Source organism: Virgibacillus senegalensis (genome assembly GCF_000821245.2).
GTDB lineage: Bacteria > Bacillota > Bacilli > Bacillales > Amphibacillaceae > Sediminibacillus > Sediminibacillus senegalensis.
The window spans coordinates 693,486-714,095 of sequence record NZ_LN611424.1 but is presented as its reverse complement, the minus strand read 5'-3'; the positions used below and the strand labels follow the sequence as shown (position 1 = coordinate 714,095).

Below are 20,610 nucleotides of genomic sequence, written 5' to 3'. Positions count from 1 at the left end.
GCATCCGCGGAAAGGAAAAAAATATCCCCCGCCATTCCTGTTCTTCAATCTTTGCATTTTGTAAGAATAGATTCCTATATTCAGGAAGAAAGGCTGACGATATCCTCCTGCATTCCTGCTTCCAATAGTTTCGCACTGTTATGTGGAAAACAATGTAGAATCGCACAAAAAAACAGGCCATTCGCCATTATGTATGGCGAAGGCCTGTTATTAATCTGGAGAGGCTGGATTCCTGAACTGATTTTCAGGAACGTCCTTTTCGATCAGTACCGTCCATCTGCAATATGGTTACCGGCTCCTGATACCGATAAGATTCGTTCCCACTGTTATCGACTCGCTTAACGATCCCCTGTTTCATAAGCAGCGTCAGTACAGGATCCAATTCTATTTTGGTCTTCCTCAGCTTCCTTTGTATCTCATCAACCGTTAAAGCCCTAGAAGGGTTTGCTTGAAATAAAACCGAACATTCCATTTTTAATGCTGTTTTCCCCACTGTAACCTTTCCTCTCTGCTTCCATATCCTTTATCCTTTTCTCTATACTTCGGAAGAGGATACTCTTATCTTACTGGAAATTTCACGGATTACCTATCCCCTGCTTTTCTTATTTCCAGCCCCCCAGATAGACTTCCTTTCCTTCTATTGTTTGATGAGCGCTTCTCAGCGCTACGTCAAGATACTACGCTTTCCACGGGCACGGCTTCAACTTCCTCAGAAAGCACACATCGCTTTCTTGCGGGATTTTCAGCTCGTGCTGGTCCCGTAGGAGTCTCCGTATCTTGCCTTCGCTAAGTTACCGTTTTCCGACTTCAGAATAATGGATAACGTTATAAAAGCAAATTTCATAGAATTGGGGTTGTTCCATTCTCTTCCTATTGATAGATGAGCTGATAAACCTTAGATATCGCTTGCGGCCGGTCGGAAACACCTAGTTTTTGAAAGATCTTGGTTACGTGGTTTTTCACTGTGTGCTCGCTTATATAAAGCTCCTCGGCGATTTCCCGATTATTCAAGCCACCTAGTACAAGTTCCAGCACTTCCTGTTCACGCGGGGAAAGGTTTACATGTTTTCTGACAGCACTGGCAGCTGATTCCCCTATTTGCTTTTCTTCCAAATCTTCAACAGTAATCTCCTGTTCGGTTATCAGCCTACCTTTAACAAAAGCAACAAATTTGCCATGCAATTCCTCATCGATTTCTTTCAAGGGAGCCAGTTTGTCTAAATTACGACCATGATCCACATATGAACGAACCAGGGCGAAGATTTTGCTCGACTCCTTCACTTCTTTCTTCTTATTAAATGGTGGATTTTCCTTGCAGGCATTTCCTTCTTCCAAACTATCGGCGGCCTTCAGTCCTGGAATGGTATCACGTATAAAGTTTGCATCGTAAAAAGACAATTTGCATGCCTGAATCACTTCTTTCGAGGTGGCAGCATGCACACCAAGGTGGGTTGTAAATTCGGTGGCCAGCAATTCTGTTTCCCTTGAAACGACATAGGCTTCCACATCTAATTGAGCTGTTGCCCGCTGGAGTAAATCTACTTTATCCTCATCGTAATGCTGGTTTGATTGGCTGGCCAGCTGGATGGAAACCTTTCCGATAATGGATAAAGTCTGTAAAAAAGCAAGATGCTCGTTCAAATACCTGCCTGTTTCTGGCGGGAGTCCTACACATAAAACGCCAAACAATTGATCGCCATCAAACAACGGGCACTCAATCACCTTGTGGCCATCTATAGTTTGTTGCACTTCCGGCTCCTGGTTCAAGATGGATTCTTCCGTGTATTCCAGGAAGCGATCCGACACATTTTTAGCGTAGGTTTGCAGCCCCCCGTAAAAATCCCCTCGCGATACCAGTTGAATCTTTTTACTATCTTTATCTTTTAGCACGACACAAGAAAAAGGCCCTTCCACTAAATTGATACTGATATCCACTAATATGTAGAGGATTCTTTTAAAGTCAGGAGTAACGGACATCAGCTGCAATACTTCCACCAGGGAGCTTAATCGATTGAACTGCTGCGCATTCTCTAACCGCAGGGAATGAATCAGCAGCCTGACTTCCAGAAAAGCGGCCAACATCTTGCTTACACGTTCCATCCCGTCTGACATGATGGGACTAGTAAAGCTTCCACCAAACAGAAGCAACATGGATCCATCCCGTTGTTTAACGGGTGAACAAAACATGGACTTTGGCCGAAAAGAATAACGATAGAAGAATACCGCGCGAGGATCGTTATCCATCTTTTCCAGTAAAGCATACTTCCCATTAAGAGCAACGCGTCCCAAAAATCCCTCTCCAGGTGAAAAGTTAGCCCCCTTAAACGATTGGGCCTCTTGTCCCGTTACATGCGTGACCTGATACATATCATTCTGTTGTTCTGCGACTCCTAAAAAGTCAAAATCAGAAGTATGGTTCAGGAACTCCGCTAACACGGTAGAGTGATCACTTTTATCCTCTTCACTTATTTGATGAAGTAAGTTAGAAGAAAGCTGGAGTGGATCTTCCTTTCTTTTTTCATTCAGACATAGAGCAGTCAGCTGCCCAAGGTAATTTAACCAGTTTAAATATTCCTTCCTGTTTTCTCTCGTAAGAACCGGCGTTTGTCGGAGAAGCTCCTCCCAGTTTATCCCCTGGGCAATGCCTCCCAGCTGTTCTTCAACATAGGGACGATTTTGCTCCTCCACCATCCCTCCTGCCCATAAAAAATACTCACTGTTTTGTACCGGTAACACAAGGAAATGGATGCCAGGGATAAGATCGTAAAAAATGGGTGCAGAGATATTCCATTCCACTTCCATACTTTTTTTTACCTCTTGAAAAAAGTATGCTTCGTCTTGTTGTAACAGGATTTCGATCAATGCATTTGTTCCTTTAGGAGAGAGAACCCGTTCCCCCTGTTCATCTGTTAAAAAGATGGTCAACCCGGATTGAAAAGCGTAAGTTTGGATGAGATTTTCCAGGAGTTCCGGCGACTGAGCCATCAATCATCCCTCCGATTAGAAGAATAGACATCAGGGCTGACAGGTTGGATAGGTAGTTGGCTTCTGGATATGCTTTTACTTTGCTTCATTTATTAGCTCCTCTCAACTACATGAACGGAAAAATAGATTATAGATAATCTACCCAAATGAAAAGTTACCAAAACTGGATACTCTTTCTCACTTTCTTCTAGTTTCTGGCTTAGTAAAAAAGTCATCTTATTGCCGAAAGACTCGTTCAAACATCGTTTATCGCTTCGATTACGTAACAATTGAACTGACTAACATAATTCCAGCACTAGGAAACTTCCTTTTTCGCAAGAGGAAAAATAGAGACTCGTACATTAAGCTTGATTTACCGCGGAATAAACTTAGAGGCGCCTTTAGGAATTGAGGGTAAGGTGTACGAATTCAGAAAAGATAATTTTGAAAAGTTATTAGCAGAGTATGAAAGGATGATCTATTATTTGATTCATAAGTGGGGCATCCGAGATCCGGAAAAAGAATTTTACCAGGAAGCAACAATTGCTTTGTGGAAGGCGGCCGAAACCTATGATCCTGCCAAAGGGAAATTTTCCACCTATGCATATTTTCATATGGAGAAAGCGATGCTAAGCGTAATCCGCAAACAGAACCGCCAACAGGAAAAGGAAGACAGATATTTACGAATGGAAAAATCTAACTCCGAGCATGTAGTAACTTACTTACAGATTGGGATCGATCCATTTTTGCTTCATCGTTTAAAAAATGTGCTGACAACTAAACAAATGACCTGGTTTCAGTTGTTTGTACTAGAGGATTTATCTGTAAAAGAAATCGCGCGAAAAGAGCAGGTAACGACTGCCGCCGTCAAAAACTGGGCGAGAGCTGCCAAGCCGAAAATAAGGAGGGTACTGGACAAAGCATTAACCGTCGACGATTAGTCGGCGGTTAATGCTTCTCCGGCGGACTTCTATTTAGTAAGAAAGATATAATCTAACTTTTCCTAAATTCGAGGAAGTGCTCGCCCATTATCTTCCCATCCAGCCTCCATCAACAGTCAATAAATGCCCATCAATATAATCAGATGCAGATGAAGCGAGAAAAACTACTGTTCCTTTGAAATCATCTGGTTTGCCCCATCGTCCCGCCGGGATTCTCTCCAAAATTTTCCTGCTCCTACCTGGATCATCAATCAGGGCTGTGTTCATATCTGTAGCTACATATCCGGGAACAATGGCATTCACATTTACGTTATGTTGGGACCATTCATTGGACAGTGCCTTTGTCATTTGTGCAACAGCTCCTTTTGCCGAGGCGTAGGCTGGCACAGTGAATCCGCCTTGAAAAGATAATAGCGATGCAATGTTGATGATTTTTCCACTTCCTTGTTCGATCATATAACGTCCAGCTTGTTGGCATAACAACCAAACAACCTTCAGGTTTACCTGTATCACGTCATCCCAATCTGTTTCAGAAAAATCAACGGAAGGAGACCGCCGTTGAATCCCAGCATTATTTACCAGAATGTCAATCTTGTCAAATGCCTCCACCACCTTAGGAATCGCTTCTCTTACTTGCTCCATACGAATTAAATCACAAGGGATTATCACACATTTCCGTCCCAATGCTTCCAATTCCTTTTGAACATCAATGTTGTCGGGGTTTCTTTGCAATAAGGCTATATCGGCACCTGCCTCTGCTAATGCAAAAGCCATCGACCTTCCTATTCCTCTAGTTGCTCCCGTAATGGCTGCGACTTTCCCTGTTAAGTCAAACAAGTCGTTCACGATAATCCCCCTTACATATCAGCCTTTCTCGCTTTTAACCCTTTTTCACTTAAAATAGTTTTTGAGTTTATCAATAGGGTTTTTGAGAAAGCTATTTTTCATACTGATTACATTGTGGTATAACGAATCAATCAGGCTTAACTGAATGATCCTCAAAAAACTGGCGTCCATGGGCGGCACACCACTACCAGATACTACATTCAATGTGACATCAGCCCGCTGACTGAGTTGAGTATTTGAGTATGTTGTAATAGCAATAACGGCTGCTCCTCTTTCTTTTGCTGCCTGAACGATTTGCAATGAGTTTTCGTCGTTTGCGGTATGAGAAATGATAACTGCAACATCACGATCGGTTAACTGAGACACTGCCTTGATTTGCAAATATGGTTCTGTATAAGCTGCCGTAGAAATCCCGGAGCCAATGAATTTATGATGAGCATCCAGCGCGACAATGCTAGCATCGCCCGTGCCGTAAAATTCGACACGGTTACTCTTTAAAATAACGCTTACTGCATTTTTTATAGAAGAAAAGTCCATTACCTGGATAGTCTCTTTAAACATACGAATATTTGTATTGAAGATTTTTTCTGTTATCGCTTGTTCGTTATCATTTTCTTCAATTTTTGCCTGGACAATGTCTTTTATCGGTTCGGCCACTTCTGCAGCGAGAGCTATTTTCATCGCCTGGAACCCTTTAAAACCCAATCTTTTAGAAAAACGAAAAACAGTGGATATGGCTACATCCAAATCCTCTGCCACTTGATCAATGGTTTTGTGTACTAAGTTTTCAGGTGTGTCTAAAATATAATCCGCAATCTTTTTTTCAGTTTTACTGAACTGATGGTAGTTCGCATGGATTTTGGCAATGCAATGACTCATTTTCAACACCTCTTTTCATGAAGAACCTATAGAAACAGTATACCAAAATTTTGAAGAGAAAAATATTTTTTTCGGTCTGTATTTGCTCTTCAAAATGCACCTTATCCACGGACTTGCAAAGAGGCTCAGTGGAGACAGATATCACTGCCATTGCCTTTTCTGCATGACACACCTAACAACAGTTGATCAAAATTCGAAATTTTTTCCCTGACAGGCGGATTATTCGTTATAATAAGATAAGAATTTCTTCGATTGCAGGTAATATCCATCCACAAGATTGTAAACGCTTACTTACATTGATTTCACCAGAAAGGAGTGGCCTTATTGCCAGGAATTATTTTTATCATGATTGCATGTGTTGCAATCTTCCTACTCTTATTTTTTATTATACGTACAAAACTCCATGCCTTTCTCGCGCTAATGTTAGTTAGTATATTTGTTGGCTTAGGTACGGGAATGTCGGCAGACGAAATTCTCCAGTCCATTCAATCGGGAATGGGAGCAACCCTGGGTTTTGTTGCAGTCATTATTGGATTGGGCGCAATGTTCGGCCAAATGCTGGAAATCTCAGGTGGTGCTGAACGGCTCGCCCGTACACTGATTAGAAAATTCGGCGAAAGCAAAGCGCAATGGGCCCTCGGTATCACCGGTTTTCTCGTAGCCATCCCTGTGTTTTTCGATGTTGGACTAATTATTCTTATTCCTATCATTTATAAACTTGCGAAAAAAACAGGTCGTTCCCTTTTATTTTATGGCATTCCTTTATTGGCTGGATTAGCCGTTACCCATAGTTACATTCCCCCTACACCAGGCCCGATTATCGTAGCTGATTTTATTCATGCCGACCTGGGTTGGGTAGTTCTGTTTGGTATTCTTGCAGGCATCCCCTCGATGGCAATTGCCGGACCCCTTTTCGGTGGCTTTATCGCAAAACGTATTCAAGTGGAAGTGCCGGATTATATGAACTTAGCAGAAACAGAGGAAAAGGAAGACCTACCTCACTTTGCCTTAATTGCTGTCATCATCTTAATTCCACTGGTTCTCATGTTGATAAGAACCCTTGCAATGATGTTTCTGTCCGACGGCCTCCCTCTTTCCATACTAAGCTTTATCGGCCATCCGATTATTGCCTTGTTGATAGCCACCATGTTAGCTATCTATTTTCTCGGTATAAGGCGCGGTTATGGCAAACAAGAAGTACACTTTATGGTGAACAAAGCTTTGGAGCCAGCTGGAATCATAATGGTCGTGACTGGTGCTGGCGGTGTATTTAAACAAGTATTAATTGATTCAGGAATCGGACAAGTATTGGGTGAAAAATTGGCTTCCACTCAATTGCCCCCATTGATTCTCGCTTTCGTGATCGCCGCTTCGCTGCGCGTTGCACAAGGATCCTCCACGGTGGCCATGGTGACCTCTGCCAGCCTGATAGCTCCTATGTTGACAAACCTGTCAATCACCGGACCGATGCTCGGACTGATTGTCATTTCGATAGCATCAGGTGCAACCATTTTTTCTCAAATCAATGACTCCGGCTTTTGGCTTGTGAACCGTTACTTCGGGATGAACGTTAAAGATACCATTTTATCGTGGAGTATAATGGAAACGATCATTGCGTTAGTTGGTTTTGCTATGACGCTCCTGCTTAGTTTATTTATATAGAAAGCAAGGCCTGCAACATGTTATACGGTTGCAGGCCTTATATTTCAACCTTTTACGGATAAAAAAATCTTTTCTTTCACCTCTGTATTGACCAAGTATTCCGGAAAATATCCCAATAAAACATCTGCCACGTTTTGAGCTGACTTTCTTTTCAAATCTGCCTCGGAATCTTCGGAATACCAAGCGGCATGGGGGGTGAGTGTTACTTGTTCCATCGATAAAAAGGGGTGATGATCCTCCAGAGGTTCTTTTTCCAAAACATCCAAACCCGCACCAGCTATCTTCTCTTGCTGCAAAGCCTCAATCAATTCAGCTTCATTTATAACCGGGCCGCGGGAAGTATTGACGATATATGCCTGTTCTTTCATCCAATCAAATTCCTGTCTACCGATCAGCCCTCTTGTTTTTTCGTTCAGCGGTGTATGGACCGAAATAAAATCAGACTGCCGGCATAACTGTTTCAAAGATACTAATTCAACATCTAAGGATGCAGCATTTTGTTCTGACACAAAAGGATCGGCAGCGACCACCTTCATCCCCAAGCCTTGTGCTTTGCGGGCAAGCAGCTGGGCAATATGACCAAATCCGACCAATCCGAGTACACGGTTTTGCAATCTGAACAACTTGCTTCCTTTTTTGTAATCCCATCTCCCCTGTTTAATTTGTTTATTGTAGGCGGCTATATTTCTCGCACCGTTCAGGAGCAAAGCCAACGCATGATCAGAAACTTCCTCTAAACAGTAATCAGTGACATTGGCCACTACTATCCCAGCATTTGTGGCTGCATTCAAATCAACCGTATCGACTCCGATTCCGTATCTGGAAATGACTTTACAATGACGGAGCGATCGAATGATGTTGGCGGTAATCGGAGCATATTGATTCAGAATACCATCCGCATCCCTCGCAGCAGCAATCACCTCTTCTTCCGTTCTGCACTGGGCACCGACCAACTCTACATCCAACTTTTCGAAAATGTTTTTTTCCTCCGCGAGGGAGTTATATTCATAATCTGTGATCACTACTTTAAATTTCCCCATAATCCACCCCTATTGCCTGAATTGTAGAAGGTATAACGATAATTGTGGTACAAACAAAATAAGGAACAGCGAAATAAGCATTGCAAAAAAGAATGGAATGATCGCCTTGGATAAAGCTTCGATTGATAATCCCGATATACCAGAACCAACAAACAAATTGACACCCAAAGGCGGGGTGATGAATCCAATTGCCAGATTAACTACCATGATAATACCAAAATGAATTGGGTCGAATCCCAAATTTACAGCTATCGGCAGTAATATTGGTGTTAAAATGATGATGGCAGCCAATGTGTCCATGAAACAACCAACCAAGAGTAATAACAACATAATTAACAGGATTATGATGATTTTGTTTTCCGATACACTCAGCAGCAGATTTGCTACTTGATTGGGGATTTGCTCAATGGTAAGAAACCGCCCAAAAGCTGTAGCTGTCCCTACAATAATCAATACAGTTGCAGTAGTTAACGAAGAATCCACCAGCACTTTAGGCAGGTCTTTGATTTTCAATTCCTTATAGAGAAACAGTCCGGCTATAAGACCATACACTACTGCAATGACCGCTGCCTCTGTAGGTGTAAAGATACCTCCGTAAATTCCTCCTAAAATAATAATTGGAATTAACAATGCCCATTTGGCATCCCACACAGCCAGCAGGAAATCCCGGAAAGTCATTTTCACTTGATTGCCACGATATCCTTTTTTCTTTGAATATATATATGCCCATATGATCAGAGCTAGTCCTACCAACACACCAGGGAGAATTCCGCCAATAAACATATCCCCAATGGAAGCATTACCGACAACTCCATAAATGACCATTGGAATACTTGGAGGAATAATTACACCAATAGACCCTGCTGATGCTACTACAGCTGTAGCGAACTTTTTATCATAGCCCTGCTGAACCATAACCGGAATCATAAGACCGCCAATAGCAGCTACTGTTGCAGGACCTGAGCCGGAAATCGCTGCAAAAAACATACATGTCATAATGGTAGCAATTGCAAAACCGCCCGTCTTATTGCCGACGATTGCATTGGCCACTTTGAACAAACGGTCGGAAATCCCTCCTTTGCCCATGATTTCCCCTGCCAATATAAAATATGGCACAGCCATGATCGGAAAGGAGTCAACTGATGTAACAAGCTCTTTAAATAAAAACTCCAATGGCAAGGAGCCTGTAAAATAAATGGTTGCCATCGTCGCAAGTCCCAAGGCTATTCCGATTGGTACGCTCAGTAACAAAAAAACAGCGAAACTACCGAATAGTAAACTAGTAGCCATGATTTATTCCCCCTGAACCTTTTGTTGGCTATCTTCCTGTAGCCGTTCATATTCCGAAGCAACCCGGTACCTTCCGCGGTTCAACAGAGCCAGGAACTCCTGAATAATATTTTGAATGAGACGTAAAGCGGTTAAGCCGAAACCGATCGGCGTTGCCATGTAAACGAGTCCCATTGGAATATGAAGCGCCGGTGATTGTTGCCCGTACTCCAGCAATTTGACCGCAATATCTTTTCCATAGTAAACAACAAATAATGCAAAGGTGAGAAATAACAAATTGGCTAAAATATTTAATGCGATTCTCGCTTTGTTTTTCAAGAGCATCAACACAACATCGACTTTGATATGTCGCTGTTTTTTCACCCCATAGCTGATACCGAGATAAATAAGCCAGATAAAACAATATCGACCTAATTCTTCAGACCAGGACAAGGAGTTACCGAATATTCTCATGATTACTTGCACAAAAATGACTGAAACCATAACAGACGAAATAAGTACTAGTAGTAGTTCTTCTAGGTGTGCATCTATCCACTTTAAAATTTTCAATATTATCGCCTCTCTAAGACTTCATATTGCAGTTGTAAAAAAGCGGTCCAATTTTACCCGGCCCTTTTTCTTGCAACCTTGATGGGGCTTTGAGCAGAACCCAAAGCCCCGTTTGCCTTAATTATTGAGCATCTTCCACTGCCTGGTAAACCTCGTCAACCAATTCCTTCCCGATTTCTTCTGCATATTTATCGATGACGGGCTGGACTAGTTCCTTCATTTTCGCATGTTCTTCCTCTGAAATCTCGCTATATTCCATTCCTTCCTCTTCCAAGTCACTTAAGTATTGCTGATTCGCTTCGCGGTTAAGATCTCGTTCATAGTGACCTGCTTCAATGGCAGCTTCCGTCACAATTTGCTGTTGCTCCGCAGACAAACCATCGTAAAAGGATTTACTCATTAAGAAAACAAATGGACTATAGACATGGTGAGTATTGGAAACATAATCCTGTGCCTCATAAAACTTCTCCAGATAAATAGTAGCGTAAGGGTTTTCTTGTCCGTCAACGGTGCCTTGCTGCATGGCCGTAAACAATTCGGTAAATGCCATAGGAGTCGGATTCGCTCCCAGTTCACGGAATGCTTCTAGATGAAGATCATTTTCCATGGTGCGGAGTTTTAATCCTTTAAAATCTTCCACCGTTTTGATTGGGCGTTTGCTGTTGGTCACATCCCGGAAACCATTTTCCCAATATGTCAGTCCTACCAAGTCTTTGCTTTCCAATTTCTTAAGTATTTTTTGTCCGACTTCTCCATCCAACACTTTGTCGGCAACTTCCTCATTAGGAAATAAGAAAGGAAAATCAAAGATGCTGAACTCATCTGCAAAGTTGGCTAATGGAGCTGTTGATGGAATGGTGACTTCCTGTGAGCCTAATTGCAAAGCCTCTGTCATCGTCCGGTCATCACCAAGCTGTCCACTATGGTACGTTTCAACCTTGATCGCCCCGTCCGTTTTTTCTTCTACAATTTCTTTGAACTTTAAGAGTCCCTTGTACTGCGGATGCTTGTCATTCAAACCAATGCCAGCTCTGATTACCTTTTCTTCGGAAGTACTTTCTCCATTGCTCTTTTCATTGTTTCCCCCTTCATCCTTCGCGGTACTTTCGTTATTGCCGCCGCAAGCAGATAAAACGAACAGAATCATAACAGTAAATAGTACAGCAAAAACTTTTTTCACTTTATTTCCCCCCATAAGTTTAGTGACGAGTTTTGCCCCGCCTGAATCAATTTGAAACCACGTATTATGTAAGCGGTTTCAGAAACTTGTGTCCATTATATATCGAAATTTTTTCTATTACAACATAAAAAAGAAAAAATTTTTTCTTTTTTATGTTAGTTGTACTTTGTAAAAAAGTCGACCTTCTTGCTTCCATTTCTGTAACGCTTTTGCTGAAAACTCCGGGAATTTCTCCCGACAACTTTAAAGCCCGTCACCAAAACTTTTCCTCCAAACAAAATGTGCCGAAATGAACGATCATCCTCTACCATTGTATCCATTTCGCCTTTTTTCCCTTTTCATCCACTACTTCTCTTCCTAAATCCACCAATTTTTTCGAAAAAGTTACTTTAGAACCTTTATTTTTCCAATTTATAGGAGGATAATAGAGAAAAGGAGGGGGATGGATGAAAGAAAAAGAAATTTTTGGAAAACTTCTTGGAAAACGTTTAAGGCAAAAGAGAAGGGAACAAAAGATGACGTTGCGTGAGTTGGGAATTATGGCAGATGTGGATGATAACTATTTAGGAAAAATAGAGCGGGGACAAAAGAATCCTTCTTTGTACATTTTTTCCAAGCTTAGCGACCCACTTGAATTAAACCTTCATTACTTGATTCACGAGGTAATAGAAGACATGGAGGGCGAACTTCAGTAGCGCGATAAGAAGCGGATATACCACGCTTCTGATTCATCAATGATTCAGCACAAATTTCACTAAGGAGTGTTGAGGATGAATAATGTTCAAAAGGACTACCAAATTAACAAACAGACGATGGCGCTAATGACGGCCTTCCAAATCGAGTACGAAACCGTCGTAATTGAACGGAAACGCCGCCTGTACATAAGAAAACCGCCGCTCGAACTGATCAAAAAGGGCTGTCTGAATGGGGGCTCCTCCTATGACGGACGACGCTCAGCCGTGACCTACCTCACCGGTTCCATGAAAAAGGTGCCGATTCCCATCAGTCCGGAGAATAACATCATCGCCTTTCCCACCTGTGCTCCAGACTCCCTATCCTGCCATTGGATTTTTTATCAACACATCTTCGACATCATGTCCGCTCCTAAAAAAGAGAAACTTGCTGCACAATCCATCATTGTTTTCCACAATGGCTTCAAACTTCCAATGGAGGAATCCAGTCATATTCTGAATAAACAGTATAACCGCGCAGCGATTGCTGACATCAAGCTTTCCAGTTACATGAAAACAGCTCAGGAATTAGCACCCGATTATACCTTTGATCCGCCCGATGAGCTTACACCACCCTCCTGACCAGCATAGACGGTTGCTCACACATACTTCTCCATGTCGGAAGGTGTCAATAAATCCGTATCGACAGGGATGTAGCCGAACTGCCGGGCCATCGAAACAATCTGACCTTTATGGTGAAATTCATGGGTAACCGTATGTGTGAACAACCAAAGAGCGGAAAGCTGTTCCTGTTCTTCCTGCCAGGGCACAGTACCGCTTATTTTCTGCAAGTAATCAGCTTGGTAGTAATTCAAAAATTCGAGTACAAGCTGGTCCATTTTTAAAAATTGCTTTCGCATGTCCGCTACGTCGCTGATCTTTTCCGGGTTCAACTTCTCTCTTTTCTTTTTAAGACCAAAATGAGCGAGCCAGGACTGGTAACAATCCGCGACGTGGGCATGCAACGTTCGAATCGATGCCCAGCCGAATCCATCTACTTCCCTGGTATAATCTTCTGCAGCAAGCTGCTCACAAAAGGAAAACAAATTTTCTCTCGTATAGCGCACCAACTCGTATTGCTGTTTTAACATCGACAAGGTCTTTCCTCCTCTCGTTTCTAACAATAGTGTACTGTAGAGGGCGAAGATAATCCATATCCATTCACAAACTTTTCTGTAAATAGTATATTTGAAACCAGGAAGGAAAATTTTGTGTATTTTCTCTATATAATAGCGATTAGCGAAATGAGGGATTAGCGATGAAAAAAGCCCTGGTATTCGGAGGTACCAAGTTTTTCGGGATTCATTTGGTCAACCAACTGCTCAAAAAAGGCTACTCGGTAACCATCGCGACGAGAGGAAAAACCCCTGATCCGTTCGGTGATTCCGTTCAACGTGTAGTACTGGATCGAACAGACAAACAAAGCCTGTCGCGCGCTTTTAAAAACGAAACATGGGATGTCATTTATGATCAAATCTGCTTCTCTTCCCTAGATGCAATGACGGCCATGGAAATTTTCAAAGGAAAGACATATAAATATGTACTTACTTCGTCTCTATCCGTTTATGACATGGAAAAGCTTACGCCTCCCGTAAAAGAGGAAGATTTTGATCCGAAAAAAGAAAAACTGGTCGTGGCTGGAAGTGACGCTTTTTCCTACCAGCAGGGAAAACAACAAGCAGAGGCAGCCTTCTTTCAACATGCCCCCTTCCCTGTTACTGCTGTCCGCTTTCCAATCGTGCTTGGCGAAAATGATTACACGGGACGTCTGGCTCTGTACATAAAAAAGATTCAATATCGTCAAGGAGTCTATCTGCAAACTCCCCATGCAAAAATGAACTTCATCTCGGAGGAGGAGGCAGGGCAATTTTTAGCCTGGCTGGCTGATATGCATATTGCTGAACCGCTGAACGCCTGCGCCAACGGTTCCATTTCCATGGAACAATTGATGGAGCTAATAGCCGGAAAAACCGGACAACCGGTTATATACTCAGAAAAACAAACAGAATCTCCCTACAACATTCCAGGCAACTGGACGATGAGCAATGAAAAAGCTGCCCGTCACGGCTTTCCTTTTACCGACTTGTCGGACTGGCTGCCGGAATTGGTTGAGAACCTGGCAAAGCAAGCTTAAGCCTATCTTCTGAAATGTCCAGCCTTCCCTTCGTGGAAGGTTGGTTTTTTTACTTTCTATAAAGACTTTCTTGTTTCAGTAAAAAAATACCATCAATAAGACTGTTTACCTTGTCGGAGAAAGGGTTATAACCCTTAATAACGTCAATACCCGAATGGACGAATTCGCTAAAGAGAAGGAGCTATCGCCATGGACAGCATACATCCATCGAGGCCAGATGCCGACCAGCAGCGGAAACATCTTGAGACGGAACTGGAACAAACCGAAACAGACAATCCGAAGGCAGATATCACAATAGGTCTCGTTCCTTCTCCGGATTTGCCAGAAGCACTCGCAAATAAGCTGGCTAAAAACTTACCCGACTATTTAAGCAACTATACGGACGATCAAGTAACATGGGAAGTCATAACCGTTACGGATCCGCTGACTGGTGCAACGGCAGATTCAGACGAGCTATTAGAAGAAACCATGCATTGTAAAGACCGTTTTGAATGGGATTATGCGGTGAGTATCACAGATTTGCCAATCTTTTTGAACAAACGGCTGGTTGTGGCTGAAGCAAGCCAGAAAAGGCGAAGTGCCTGGTTATCCTTACCCGCGCTCGGTGGAACCCCCATTCTACGCAGAGTACAGGAAGGCATTTTGCAATTGATAAACGATATGTACAACGGCAGCTCGGAAGAACCACCAAAAACACAAGCGGAAAAATCTCGTAAAAAACAACAAGGCAAAAGAAGATGGAAGATGAAAGGGGCAAAGGACCTTTTCAGCAAGAGACTGTTTGATCTGTTATCTCCGATTGTAAGAACCACCCCCGATGCAGACTATGAGGTGGATGTTCGCTATACAATCCATTCGAAGATTCACGGAGGCTGGCGTATGTTAACCGGAATGGTCCGAGCCAATCGCCCTTGGACCGCTTTTCCAGCCTTTAAGCAAGTAATCGCTGCTGCTTTCACCTCTGGTGCCTATGGCCTTATCTTTCCTACCCTTTGGCAGCTAAGTAATGCGCTGGAACCTTTTCGACTATTACTGTTAATGGTCACAGCAATCACCATGCTTTCTGTATGGATCGTCGTTGTTCATGGCTTATGGGAAAACACGGTCAACGCCAAGTCGCCGTATATAGCCAGGCTGTACAATGTATCTACGGTCTTCACCTTGATGGTAGCGGTGACGATGTATTATATTACCCTGTTTATCTTGTTTTTCATCGCCGTTATCGTGTTTATACCAGGTGACATTTTGGAATCGCAAATCAATGATAAAGTCGATTTTTCGAATTATATCACATTGGCCTGGCTGGCAAGCTCTGTCGGCACCATTGTCGGAGCATTGGGTGCAGCACTGGAAAGCGAGGACACTGTCTTGAATACGACCTATGGCTATCGACAGAGACGCCGCTACGAAGAAAGCAGGGATGATGACAATAATGAGTGAGAAAAAGCCGTTAACTGCGGCTTTTTTCTTTTCGTCATTAAAGTAAGACTTTTTCATTCCGATATAAAGTTTACCGGCAACCATATCTTTTGCTCTATATTCTTTAGATAAGGGGAAAAAGGACTAGGATTTTGTCGGAAATTAGTATAATATATAAAAATGTGCCGGAATTCGCAATTTTATGTATTATCTATTTTTGTGACTTTTTGTTCGGTTCAAATTTTACGTAGGGAAAAGTGGGGGAGAAAATGAAGAATATCTCAAAAAAAACGTTATGGATTATTGTGTTAGCGGCCGTCATAGTGATCGGCGCCTCAATTTCCGCTTCTGCACTGTTGAAAAAGAATCCAAAGGAGCAATACTTTAGTGCGGAGTTAAACAGTTTCCAATTTATGAAAGAGGTTGTCGAGAATCGTTACAGCGATGAATTGGACTGGGTGGAAGCAACAAAGGAAAAACCAAGTGAATCTACCTTTGAAGTTTCTGCCGAATACAATGATCCATCCGGTTATGATATGACAGGCATGTCCGATATTATCAATAATGCAACCATTACATTGAAAAGTGGTTATAATCCGGAGAAGCAAGAAATGTCCCTTGAAGCGGGAGCAAACATCGCCGAGCTTTCGATTGAAGGAATCCAATTTTATTTAACAAGCGATAAGGCTATGTTCACCCTTCCATTTTTAAAGGAATTCGTGCAAGTGAATGAAACGGACCTTGGAGATCTGCTACAGCAGGCCGACCCTTATACATTCTCAGGGGAAGAAGAAATCGAATTTGACAATTTTTTCAAACAATCTACTTTGAGTGAAGATCAGTTGAAACATCTTCAGGATACATACGTAAAAATGATCTACGATGAATTGCCGGAAGACGCATTTGCTGCTGGTGATGAAACGGTGGATGTGAATGGAGAAAAAGTCGACGCTTCTAAAGTCACACTGTCCCTTTCAGAAAATCAAGTGAAGGGTTTACTAAAAAAAGTGCTGAGCACGATGGAGAACGATGACCAGTTAAAAGAAATCATAAAAGACCAGGCTTCCCTAAATCCTGTCACCTTAAACAATGGCGAGATTACCGCTTTTCTCGAAGACTTTGAAGAAGGAATCAAGGAAAGCAAGGAAGATTTGGAGGATCTCAAACTTCCAAACGGTTTGACCTCAATTTTATGGATGAAAGATGATCTGATTGTAAAACGCGCCTTCTCTGTCGATCTTGGATATAAAGAAGAAGAGCCTGTACAGTTATCCCTTACAGCGGATCAACTCCTTACAAAAGAGGCTCAAAACTTCGATTACACACTCGGTTTTAAAGACGAATGGACAGACGACACTTTCCATATTACCGGTGATTTGTCATGGAAAGACAATAAAGCCGATGACGAAATTACACTAACCAACACAGGCAGCGGATTAGAATTTAATTATACAAGTACAGAGGAATTAGCAGGTGGAACAAGAGACTTCGACCGTTCCTTTTCAATGAATGATCCTGCTTCCATGGAAGCCTACAATTTGATCTGGGATGGCCAGTCTTCATATGACAAGGATCAAATGAATGCAGAGCATCACCTAGCCTTGGAAGGGGAAGGAATCAGCCAGGATATCTTCCAGTTGAACGTAAGCAGTGATGCTAAACTAGTTAAGAGTCTGGATATCGATACCGGATCCGAAAATGTGGTGGATATAGGGAAGATGAGTCCAGAAGAGATGGAATCCTATTACTACGAAGACGTCATGCCCCAATTACAAAATTGGATGATGGAATATTATGGATCCTTTTACAATTCCAATATGGGCTTTTAAGCTGAACGGAAGTGGAATTCATGCTTCATTTAACGCGAATTGTTTTTTTCATCAAACAACACCATAAGCAACTACAAAAGAAGTGGAAGTCTCTTCCTCTTCTTTTGTTGTTTCCAATTATCCTAATTGCGCTGTTTTTTTACATCGTCTCTTCTATCCTTCTACCCGACGAAGACGAGACCATTCAGGTCGGATTAGTCGATTTAGATAAATCAGAAGAAACAACCATGCTTGTCGATGTCATCGACAACTCTTCATTGCTCGGTTCCTATATACATATCACCCATTTTACCGGCCCTGAAGCCGAACGGGCTGTTAAAGATGGGACTATTAGCGCCTATATTGCATTTCCCGAACAATTTACCAATGACCTCTACACCGGAAAATCAGTAGAGATACCAATTGTGGGAAACGCAGACCGGCCGGTAGAAAGCTATGTAATAAAGGAATTAGTCGAAAGCATGACTCGTTACATCGCTTCTGCCCAGGCTAGTATCCTGACGATCAATGAGTATGCCAAACAACTGCCGATCAGCGATAAAAAAAGACAAGAAATCCTACTCGATCAATTTAATGAATTTATGATCTATACATTGTCGGCAAAAGGGAAAATTTTCAATGAAAGAGAAGTCACAAATTTAACAACGTCTAATCCCGCCCATTATTATGCACTTGCAGGATGGTTTGTGTTAACTACCATTTGGTTTTTTGGCATCTTCACGTTATTAGGTGACGATGAAGGCACTTCGATGTGGAACAGAATGCGATTGTATAACGTGACCTTTCTCCAAAGGATGATATCCCGGTTGGCTGTAACCTTTGGTTATGGGATGTTGCTGGCCATGTCTGGGTTTATCCTCTATATCAAGCTTACCAAAACGGAATTTTACTTGATCGATTTTGGCCGAATAACTCTTCTGGTCACCATCTATAGCCTCCTTTTCTTAACAGGAATGGCGATCAGTGATTTACTATTTCGCTCAAAAAAAATGACCTTGTTCATCCAGGGGATTTTCACCGGGTTGGTTCTATTTATCAGCGGAGCTTTTATTCCTTCCCTTTACTTCCCGGAAAAAGTACAAACCGTTCTTCCGTATCTGTTTTCAGCCCAAGCATTTGACCAGCTGACGAAAGTGGCAATGGAAGGACGAATGTTCGCGGAATATGGGATACTGATTCTACTAGGACTTGTCCATTTCGCCGTTTTGGTTGTTTTGTCTATCTGGAAGGAGCGTGTTCAAGAATGGCAGCAATAATCAAAACGCGATTCATGCACTTTCACAAGCAATGGCTAAGCCTGCTGTTCTGGCTCTTGGTCCCAGTTGTTTTTTCCACGTTGTTTGTTGTTACTGCGACCCAATGGCAGCAGGAGACGCAAATTCCGGTCGGGCTAGTGGTTGAGGACGAATCGAAGCTCGCTGCAGACTTAACGGAAGCAATAAACGATAATCCGTTACTTTCCGTCCAGCAAACAGAGATGAATCAAGCGCTTCGCCAACTGGAACAACATCAGCTGGACAGTGTATTTGTGATCAGAGACGGATATGAAGAAGAAATAAGCTCCAACAACCGCAACCGGCTGATTACTGCTTATACGTCTGATAGGTCTTTCGCTTATACACCTGTAAAAGAAGCGATTGCCTCCTATGTACAGGAGGATGCGAGTAGTTCCCGGGCTGCCCATTATGTCATCCAGCTGGCTGAACAACAAAACGGGAATATTGGCTGGAATTGGGAGGAAATCGTTACAACCAGTAAGGAAATCAAAAAACAGGAAGCTTTGCTGCATACAACCTTTTCTTTTCATCAATCAGAAAAACAGGAGGACACCTCTATTTCCCTTTGGAACATTTGGGGAATCTGGGCTGCGTTCGCATTATTGTCCACTTTTTTTCTATTTGACTGGCTAATTAAAGAAAGACAGTCTAGCATCACCCTTCGATTGTCGCTTTTGAACATTTCCTATAAATCTTATTTGCTCTATAACGGCCTGATTTATTTAGCCCTTCTTTGGCTGGTTGATGGAATCGTTCTTGGAATATTCGATTACTACCTGGATGAGCAAATCCGTCTTGCCGATTTTCTTTCCATGCTCAGTTTTCAATTTTCTATTAGTACGATAGCCTTTTTGTTCGCCCAGTTTTTCCGATCCACCTTTCATTACTATGTTTCCGTTCTTCCAATTGTCATGCTTTTATCGATTTTAGGAGGAGCATGGATCTCGGTTCCTTTCGATCATGGATGGGTAACGGCATTAAGTCCGATAGATGCTTTTTTGAAGGGAAAAGTAGTGAACAGTTGGCTTTTGGGATCCGTCATCTTGCTTGCATGTTGGTACTTTAGAAAGGAGAAAGCCTATGCTTAAAGTAGAATCCTTGACGAAACACTTTGGAAAAAAAGTTGTTTTATCAGACGTTTCTTTTACAGTCAATAAAGGGGAAGTAATAGGCCTGGTAGGGGAAAATGGTGCCGGAAAATCTACCTTGCTTAAAATCCTGTCAACGCTGACTCCAATCGAAAGCGGCCGGATTTTGTATAACGAGCTAAACTATCAGGACAACCGGTTTGATTTGCGAAAGAAGATCGGATTTGTACCGCAGGATATTGCTGTCTGGGAAGACTTTTCTGTAGAAGAAAATATGGTGTTTTTTGAACAGTTGTCATGGAAGAAAAGAACAAAGAAAGAGCTTAGACAGCTTTGCCAGGATATGAAACTGGAGCATTGGAAACACAAAACCAGCTCCTTATCCGGAGGAATGAAGCGCAAACTAAATATTGCCCTTAGTCTTATCCATGATCCGGACATTTTACTTTTGGATGAACCGACGGTCGGCATCGACTTAAAATCAAAAACAGAAATAGGTGCCTATCTGCGCCATCTGGCAAAATCCAAAAATAAACTGATCCTTTATACTTCTCACGACATGGAAGAAATCACTTCATTATGTGACCGGATTTATGGTATCGGAACCGATCCATTCTATAAAAAATTCCTGGAGGATCACGGGAAAGACGTGCACGTATTGTAAAAAGCATGTGGGATTACTAGATTTACAAAAAGACAGGCGTGATTGATACCTTGGTTCATTGTCTAATAGTGTGAAAATTCACTATATTTTGTTATAATATGTTGTAATAAAAGGGAA

At 42.2% G+C, this 20,610-nt stretch carries 19 protein-coding genes; 10 read left to right on the top strand and 9 right to left on the bottom strand.

Annotation, left to right across the window (positions count from 1 at the left end; translation table 11 throughout):
- Positions 1-244 precede the first annotated feature (244 nt).
- The gene (locus BN1067_RS07595) at positions 245-493 is read right to left on the bottom strand and encodes a helix-turn-helix domain-containing protein (RefSeq protein ID WP_053218279.1); all 249 of its coding nucleotides are present in this window, start codon (positions 491-493) and stop codon (positions 245-247) included.
- Positions 494-870: 377 nt separating this feature from the next.
- The gene (locus tag BN1067_RS07590) at positions 871-2,985 is read right to left on the bottom strand and encodes a helix-turn-helix transcriptional regulator (RefSeq protein WP_053218278.1); all 2,115 of its coding nucleotides are present in this window, start codon (positions 2,983-2,985) and stop codon (positions 871-873) included.
- Positions 2,986-3,383: 398 nt separating this feature from the next.
- Between BN1067_RS07590 and BN1067_RS07585 the strand changes: the two genes are divergently transcribed.
- Positions 3,384-3,905, top strand: a complete 522-nt coding sequence (locus BN1067_RS07585) for a sigma-70 family RNA polymerase sigma factor (protein WP_199868488.1) — start codon at positions 3,384-3,386, stop codon at positions 3,903-3,905.
- Positions 3,906-3,992: 87 nt separating this feature from the next.
- Here the strand turns inward: BN1067_RS07585 and BN1067_RS07580 are convergent, their stop codons facing one another.
- Positions 3,993-4,754: an SDR family oxidoreductase gene (locus BN1067_RS07580; protein ID WP_110943374.1), complete on the bottom strand. Its 762-nt coding sequence runs from the start codon at positions 4,752-4,754 to the stop codon at positions 3,993-3,995.
- Positions 4,755-4,796: 42 nt separating this feature from the next.
- The gene (locus BN1067_RS07575) at positions 4,797-5,630 is read right to left on the bottom strand and encodes a MurR/RpiR family transcriptional regulator (protein ID WP_110943373.1); all 834 of its coding nucleotides are present in this window, start codon (positions 5,628-5,630) and stop codon (positions 4,797-4,799) included.
- A gap of 324 nt (positions 5,631-5,954) precedes the next feature.
- On the opposite strand from BN1067_RS07575, the gene BN1067_RS07570 reads away from it, so the two are divergent.
- The gene (locus tag BN1067_RS07570) at positions 5,955-7,292 is read left to right on the top strand and encodes a GntP family permease (protein ID WP_407701354.1); all 1,338 of its coding nucleotides are present in this window, start codon (positions 5,955-5,957) and stop codon (positions 7,290-7,292) included.
- Positions 7,293-7,336: 44 nt separating this feature from the next.
- On the opposite strand, the gene BN1067_RS07565 is transcribed toward BN1067_RS07570, so the two are convergent.
- The 4 genes from BN1067_RS07565 to BN1067_RS07550 all read right to left on the bottom strand — a co-directional run bounded on the left by BN1067_RS07565 (position 7,337) and on the right by BN1067_RS07550 (position 11,351).
- Positions 7,337-8,332, bottom strand: a complete 996-nt coding sequence (locus BN1067_RS07565) for a C-terminal binding protein (protein WP_053218274.1) — start codon at positions 8,330-8,332, stop codon at positions 7,337-7,339.
- A gap of 9 nt (positions 8,333-8,341) precedes the next feature.
- On the bottom strand, positions 8,342-9,622 hold the full coding sequence (locus BN1067_RS07560) for a TRAP transporter large permease (protein ID WP_053218273.1): 1,281 nt from the start codon (positions 9,620-9,622) through the stop codon (positions 8,342-8,344).
- A 3-nt stretch (positions 9,623-9,625) separates the two neighbouring features.
- A complete protein-coding gene (locus tag BN1067_RS07555; protein WP_053218272.1) occupies positions 9,626-10,171 on the bottom strand; it encodes a TRAP transporter small permease in 546 nt (181 codons plus the stop codon).
- Between the two features lie 121 nt (positions 10,172-10,292).
- Positions 10,293-11,351 (bottom strand): TRAP transporter substrate-binding protein, encoded by a 1,059-nt coding sequence (locus tag BN1067_RS07550; protein ID WP_053218271.1) that lies wholly within the window; start codon positions 11,349-11,351, stop codon positions 10,293-10,295.
- A 446-nt stretch (positions 11,352-11,797) separates the two neighbouring features.
- Here BN1067_RS07550 and BN1067_RS07545 point away from each other — a divergent pair, with 446 nt between their 5' ends.
- The gene (locus BN1067_RS07545; RefSeq protein WP_053218270.1) at positions 11,798-12,046 is read left to right on the top strand and encodes a helix-turn-helix domain-containing protein; all 249 of its coding nucleotides are present in this window, start codon (positions 11,798-11,800) and stop codon (positions 12,044-12,046) included.
- Positions 12,047-12,121: 75 nt separating this feature from the next.
- The gene (locus BN1067_RS07540) at positions 12,122-12,664 is read left to right on the top strand and encodes a competence protein ComK (RefSeq protein WP_053218269.1); all 543 of its coding nucleotides are present in this window, start codon (positions 12,122-12,124) and stop codon (positions 12,662-12,664) included.
- 17 nt (positions 12,665-12,681) lie between these two features.
- Here the strand turns inward: BN1067_RS07540 and BN1067_RS07535 are convergent, their stop codons facing one another.
- Entirely contained in the window at positions 12,682-13,173 is a 492-nt protein-coding gene (locus tag BN1067_RS07535) for a DinB family protein (protein WP_234400679.1), read from the bottom strand.
- A 167-nt stretch (positions 13,174-13,340) separates the two neighbouring features.
- Here BN1067_RS07535 and BN1067_RS07530 point away from each other — a divergent pair, with 167 nt between their 5' ends.
- The 6 genes from BN1067_RS07530 (at position 13,341) to BN1067_RS07505 (ending at position 20,493) form a co-directional block, all read left to right on the top strand.
- On the top strand, positions 13,341-14,216 hold the full coding sequence (locus tag BN1067_RS07530) for an NAD-dependent epimerase/dehydratase family protein (protein WP_053218268.1): 876 nt from the start codon (positions 13,341-13,343) through the stop codon (positions 14,214-14,216).
- A 189-nt stretch (positions 14,217-14,405) separates the two neighbouring features.
- On the top strand, positions 14,406-15,656 hold the full coding sequence (locus tag BN1067_RS07525; protein ID WP_110943370.1) for a YIP1 family protein: 1,251 nt from the start codon (positions 14,406-14,408) through the stop codon (positions 15,654-15,656).
- Positions 15,657-15,904: 248 nt separating this feature from the next.
- Positions 15,905-17,464, top strand: coding sequence for a DUF6583 family protein (locus BN1067_RS07520; RefSeq protein ID WP_053218267.1), 1,560 nt, complete (start codon positions 15,905-15,907; stop codon positions 17,462-17,464).
- Positions 17,465-17,484: 20 nt separating this feature from the next.
- Positions 17,485-18,720 (top strand): ABC transporter permease, encoded by a 1,236-nt coding sequence (locus tag BN1067_RS07515; RefSeq protein ID WP_053218266.1) that lies wholly within the window; start codon positions 17,485-17,487, stop codon positions 18,718-18,720.
- Positions 18,708-19,829, top strand: coding sequence for an ABC transporter permease (locus tag BN1067_RS07510; protein ID WP_053218265.1), 1,122 nt, complete (start codon positions 18,708-18,710; stop codon positions 19,827-19,829). Before BN1067_RS07515 ends, BN1067_RS07510 begins: the two co-directional genes overlap by 13 nt.
- Entirely contained in the window at positions 19,822-20,493 is a 672-nt protein-coding gene (locus BN1067_RS07505; RefSeq protein ID WP_053218264.1) for an ABC transporter ATP-binding protein, read from the top strand. The genes BN1067_RS07510 and BN1067_RS07505 overlap by 8 nt, the downstream gene beginning before the upstream one ends.
- Positions 20,494-20,610 lie beyond the last annotated feature (117 nt).

What these genes read in the sequence shown, in the direction of transcription:
- BN1067_RS07505 (WP_053218264.1), top strand. Translation starts at nt 19,822, where the DNA reads ATGCTTAAAGTAGAATCCTTGACGAAACACTTTGGAAAAAAAGTTGTT.
- BN1067_RS07530 (WP_053218268.1), top strand. Translation starts at nt 13,341, where the DNA reads ATGAAAAAAGCCCTGGTATTCGGAGGTACCAAGTTTTTCGGGATTCAT.
- BN1067_RS07510 (WP_053218265.1), top strand. Translation starts at nt 18,708, where the DNA reads ATGGCAGCAATAATCAAAACGCGATTCATGCACTTTCACAAGCAATGG.
- BN1067_RS07575 (WP_110943373.1), bottom strand. Translation starts at nt 5,630, where the DNA reads ATGAGTCATTGCATTGCCAAAATCCATGCGAACTACCATCAGTTCAGT.
- BN1067_RS07525 (WP_110943370.1), top strand. Translation starts at nt 14,406, where the DNA reads ATGGACAGCATACATCCATCGAGGCCAGATGCCGACCAGCAGCGGAAA.
- BN1067_RS07590 (WP_053218278.1), bottom strand. Translation starts at nt 2,985, where the DNA reads ATGGCTCAGTCGCCGGAACTCCTGGAAAATCTCATCCAAACTTACGCT.
- BN1067_RS07545 (WP_053218270.1), top strand. Translation starts at nt 11,798, where the DNA reads ATGAAAGAAAAAGAAATTTTTGGAAAACTTCTTGGAAAACGTTTAAGG.
- BN1067_RS07535 (WP_234400679.1), bottom strand. Translation starts at nt 13,173, where the DNA reads ATGTTAAAACAGCAATACGAGTTGGTGCGCTATACGAGAGAAAATTTG.
- BN1067_RS07540 (WP_053218269.1), top strand. Translation starts at nt 12,122, where the DNA reads ATGAATAATGTTCAAAAGGACTACCAAATTAACAAACAGACGATGGCG.
- BN1067_RS07515 (WP_053218266.1), top strand. Translation starts at nt 17,485, where the DNA reads ATGCTTCATTTAACGCGAATTGTTTTTTTCATCAAACAACACCATAAG.
- BN1067_RS07560 (WP_053218273.1), bottom strand. Translation starts at nt 9,622, where the DNA reads ATGGCTACTAGTTTACTATTCGGTAGTTTCGCTGTTTTTTTGTTACTG.
- BN1067_RS07565 (WP_053218274.1), bottom strand. Translation starts at nt 8,332, where the DNA reads ATGGGGAAATTTAAAGTAGTGATCACAGATTATGAATATAACTCCCTC.
- BN1067_RS07520 (WP_053218267.1), top strand. Translation starts at nt 15,905, where the DNA reads ATGAAGAATATCTCAAAAAAAACGTTATGGATTATTGTGTTAGCGGCC.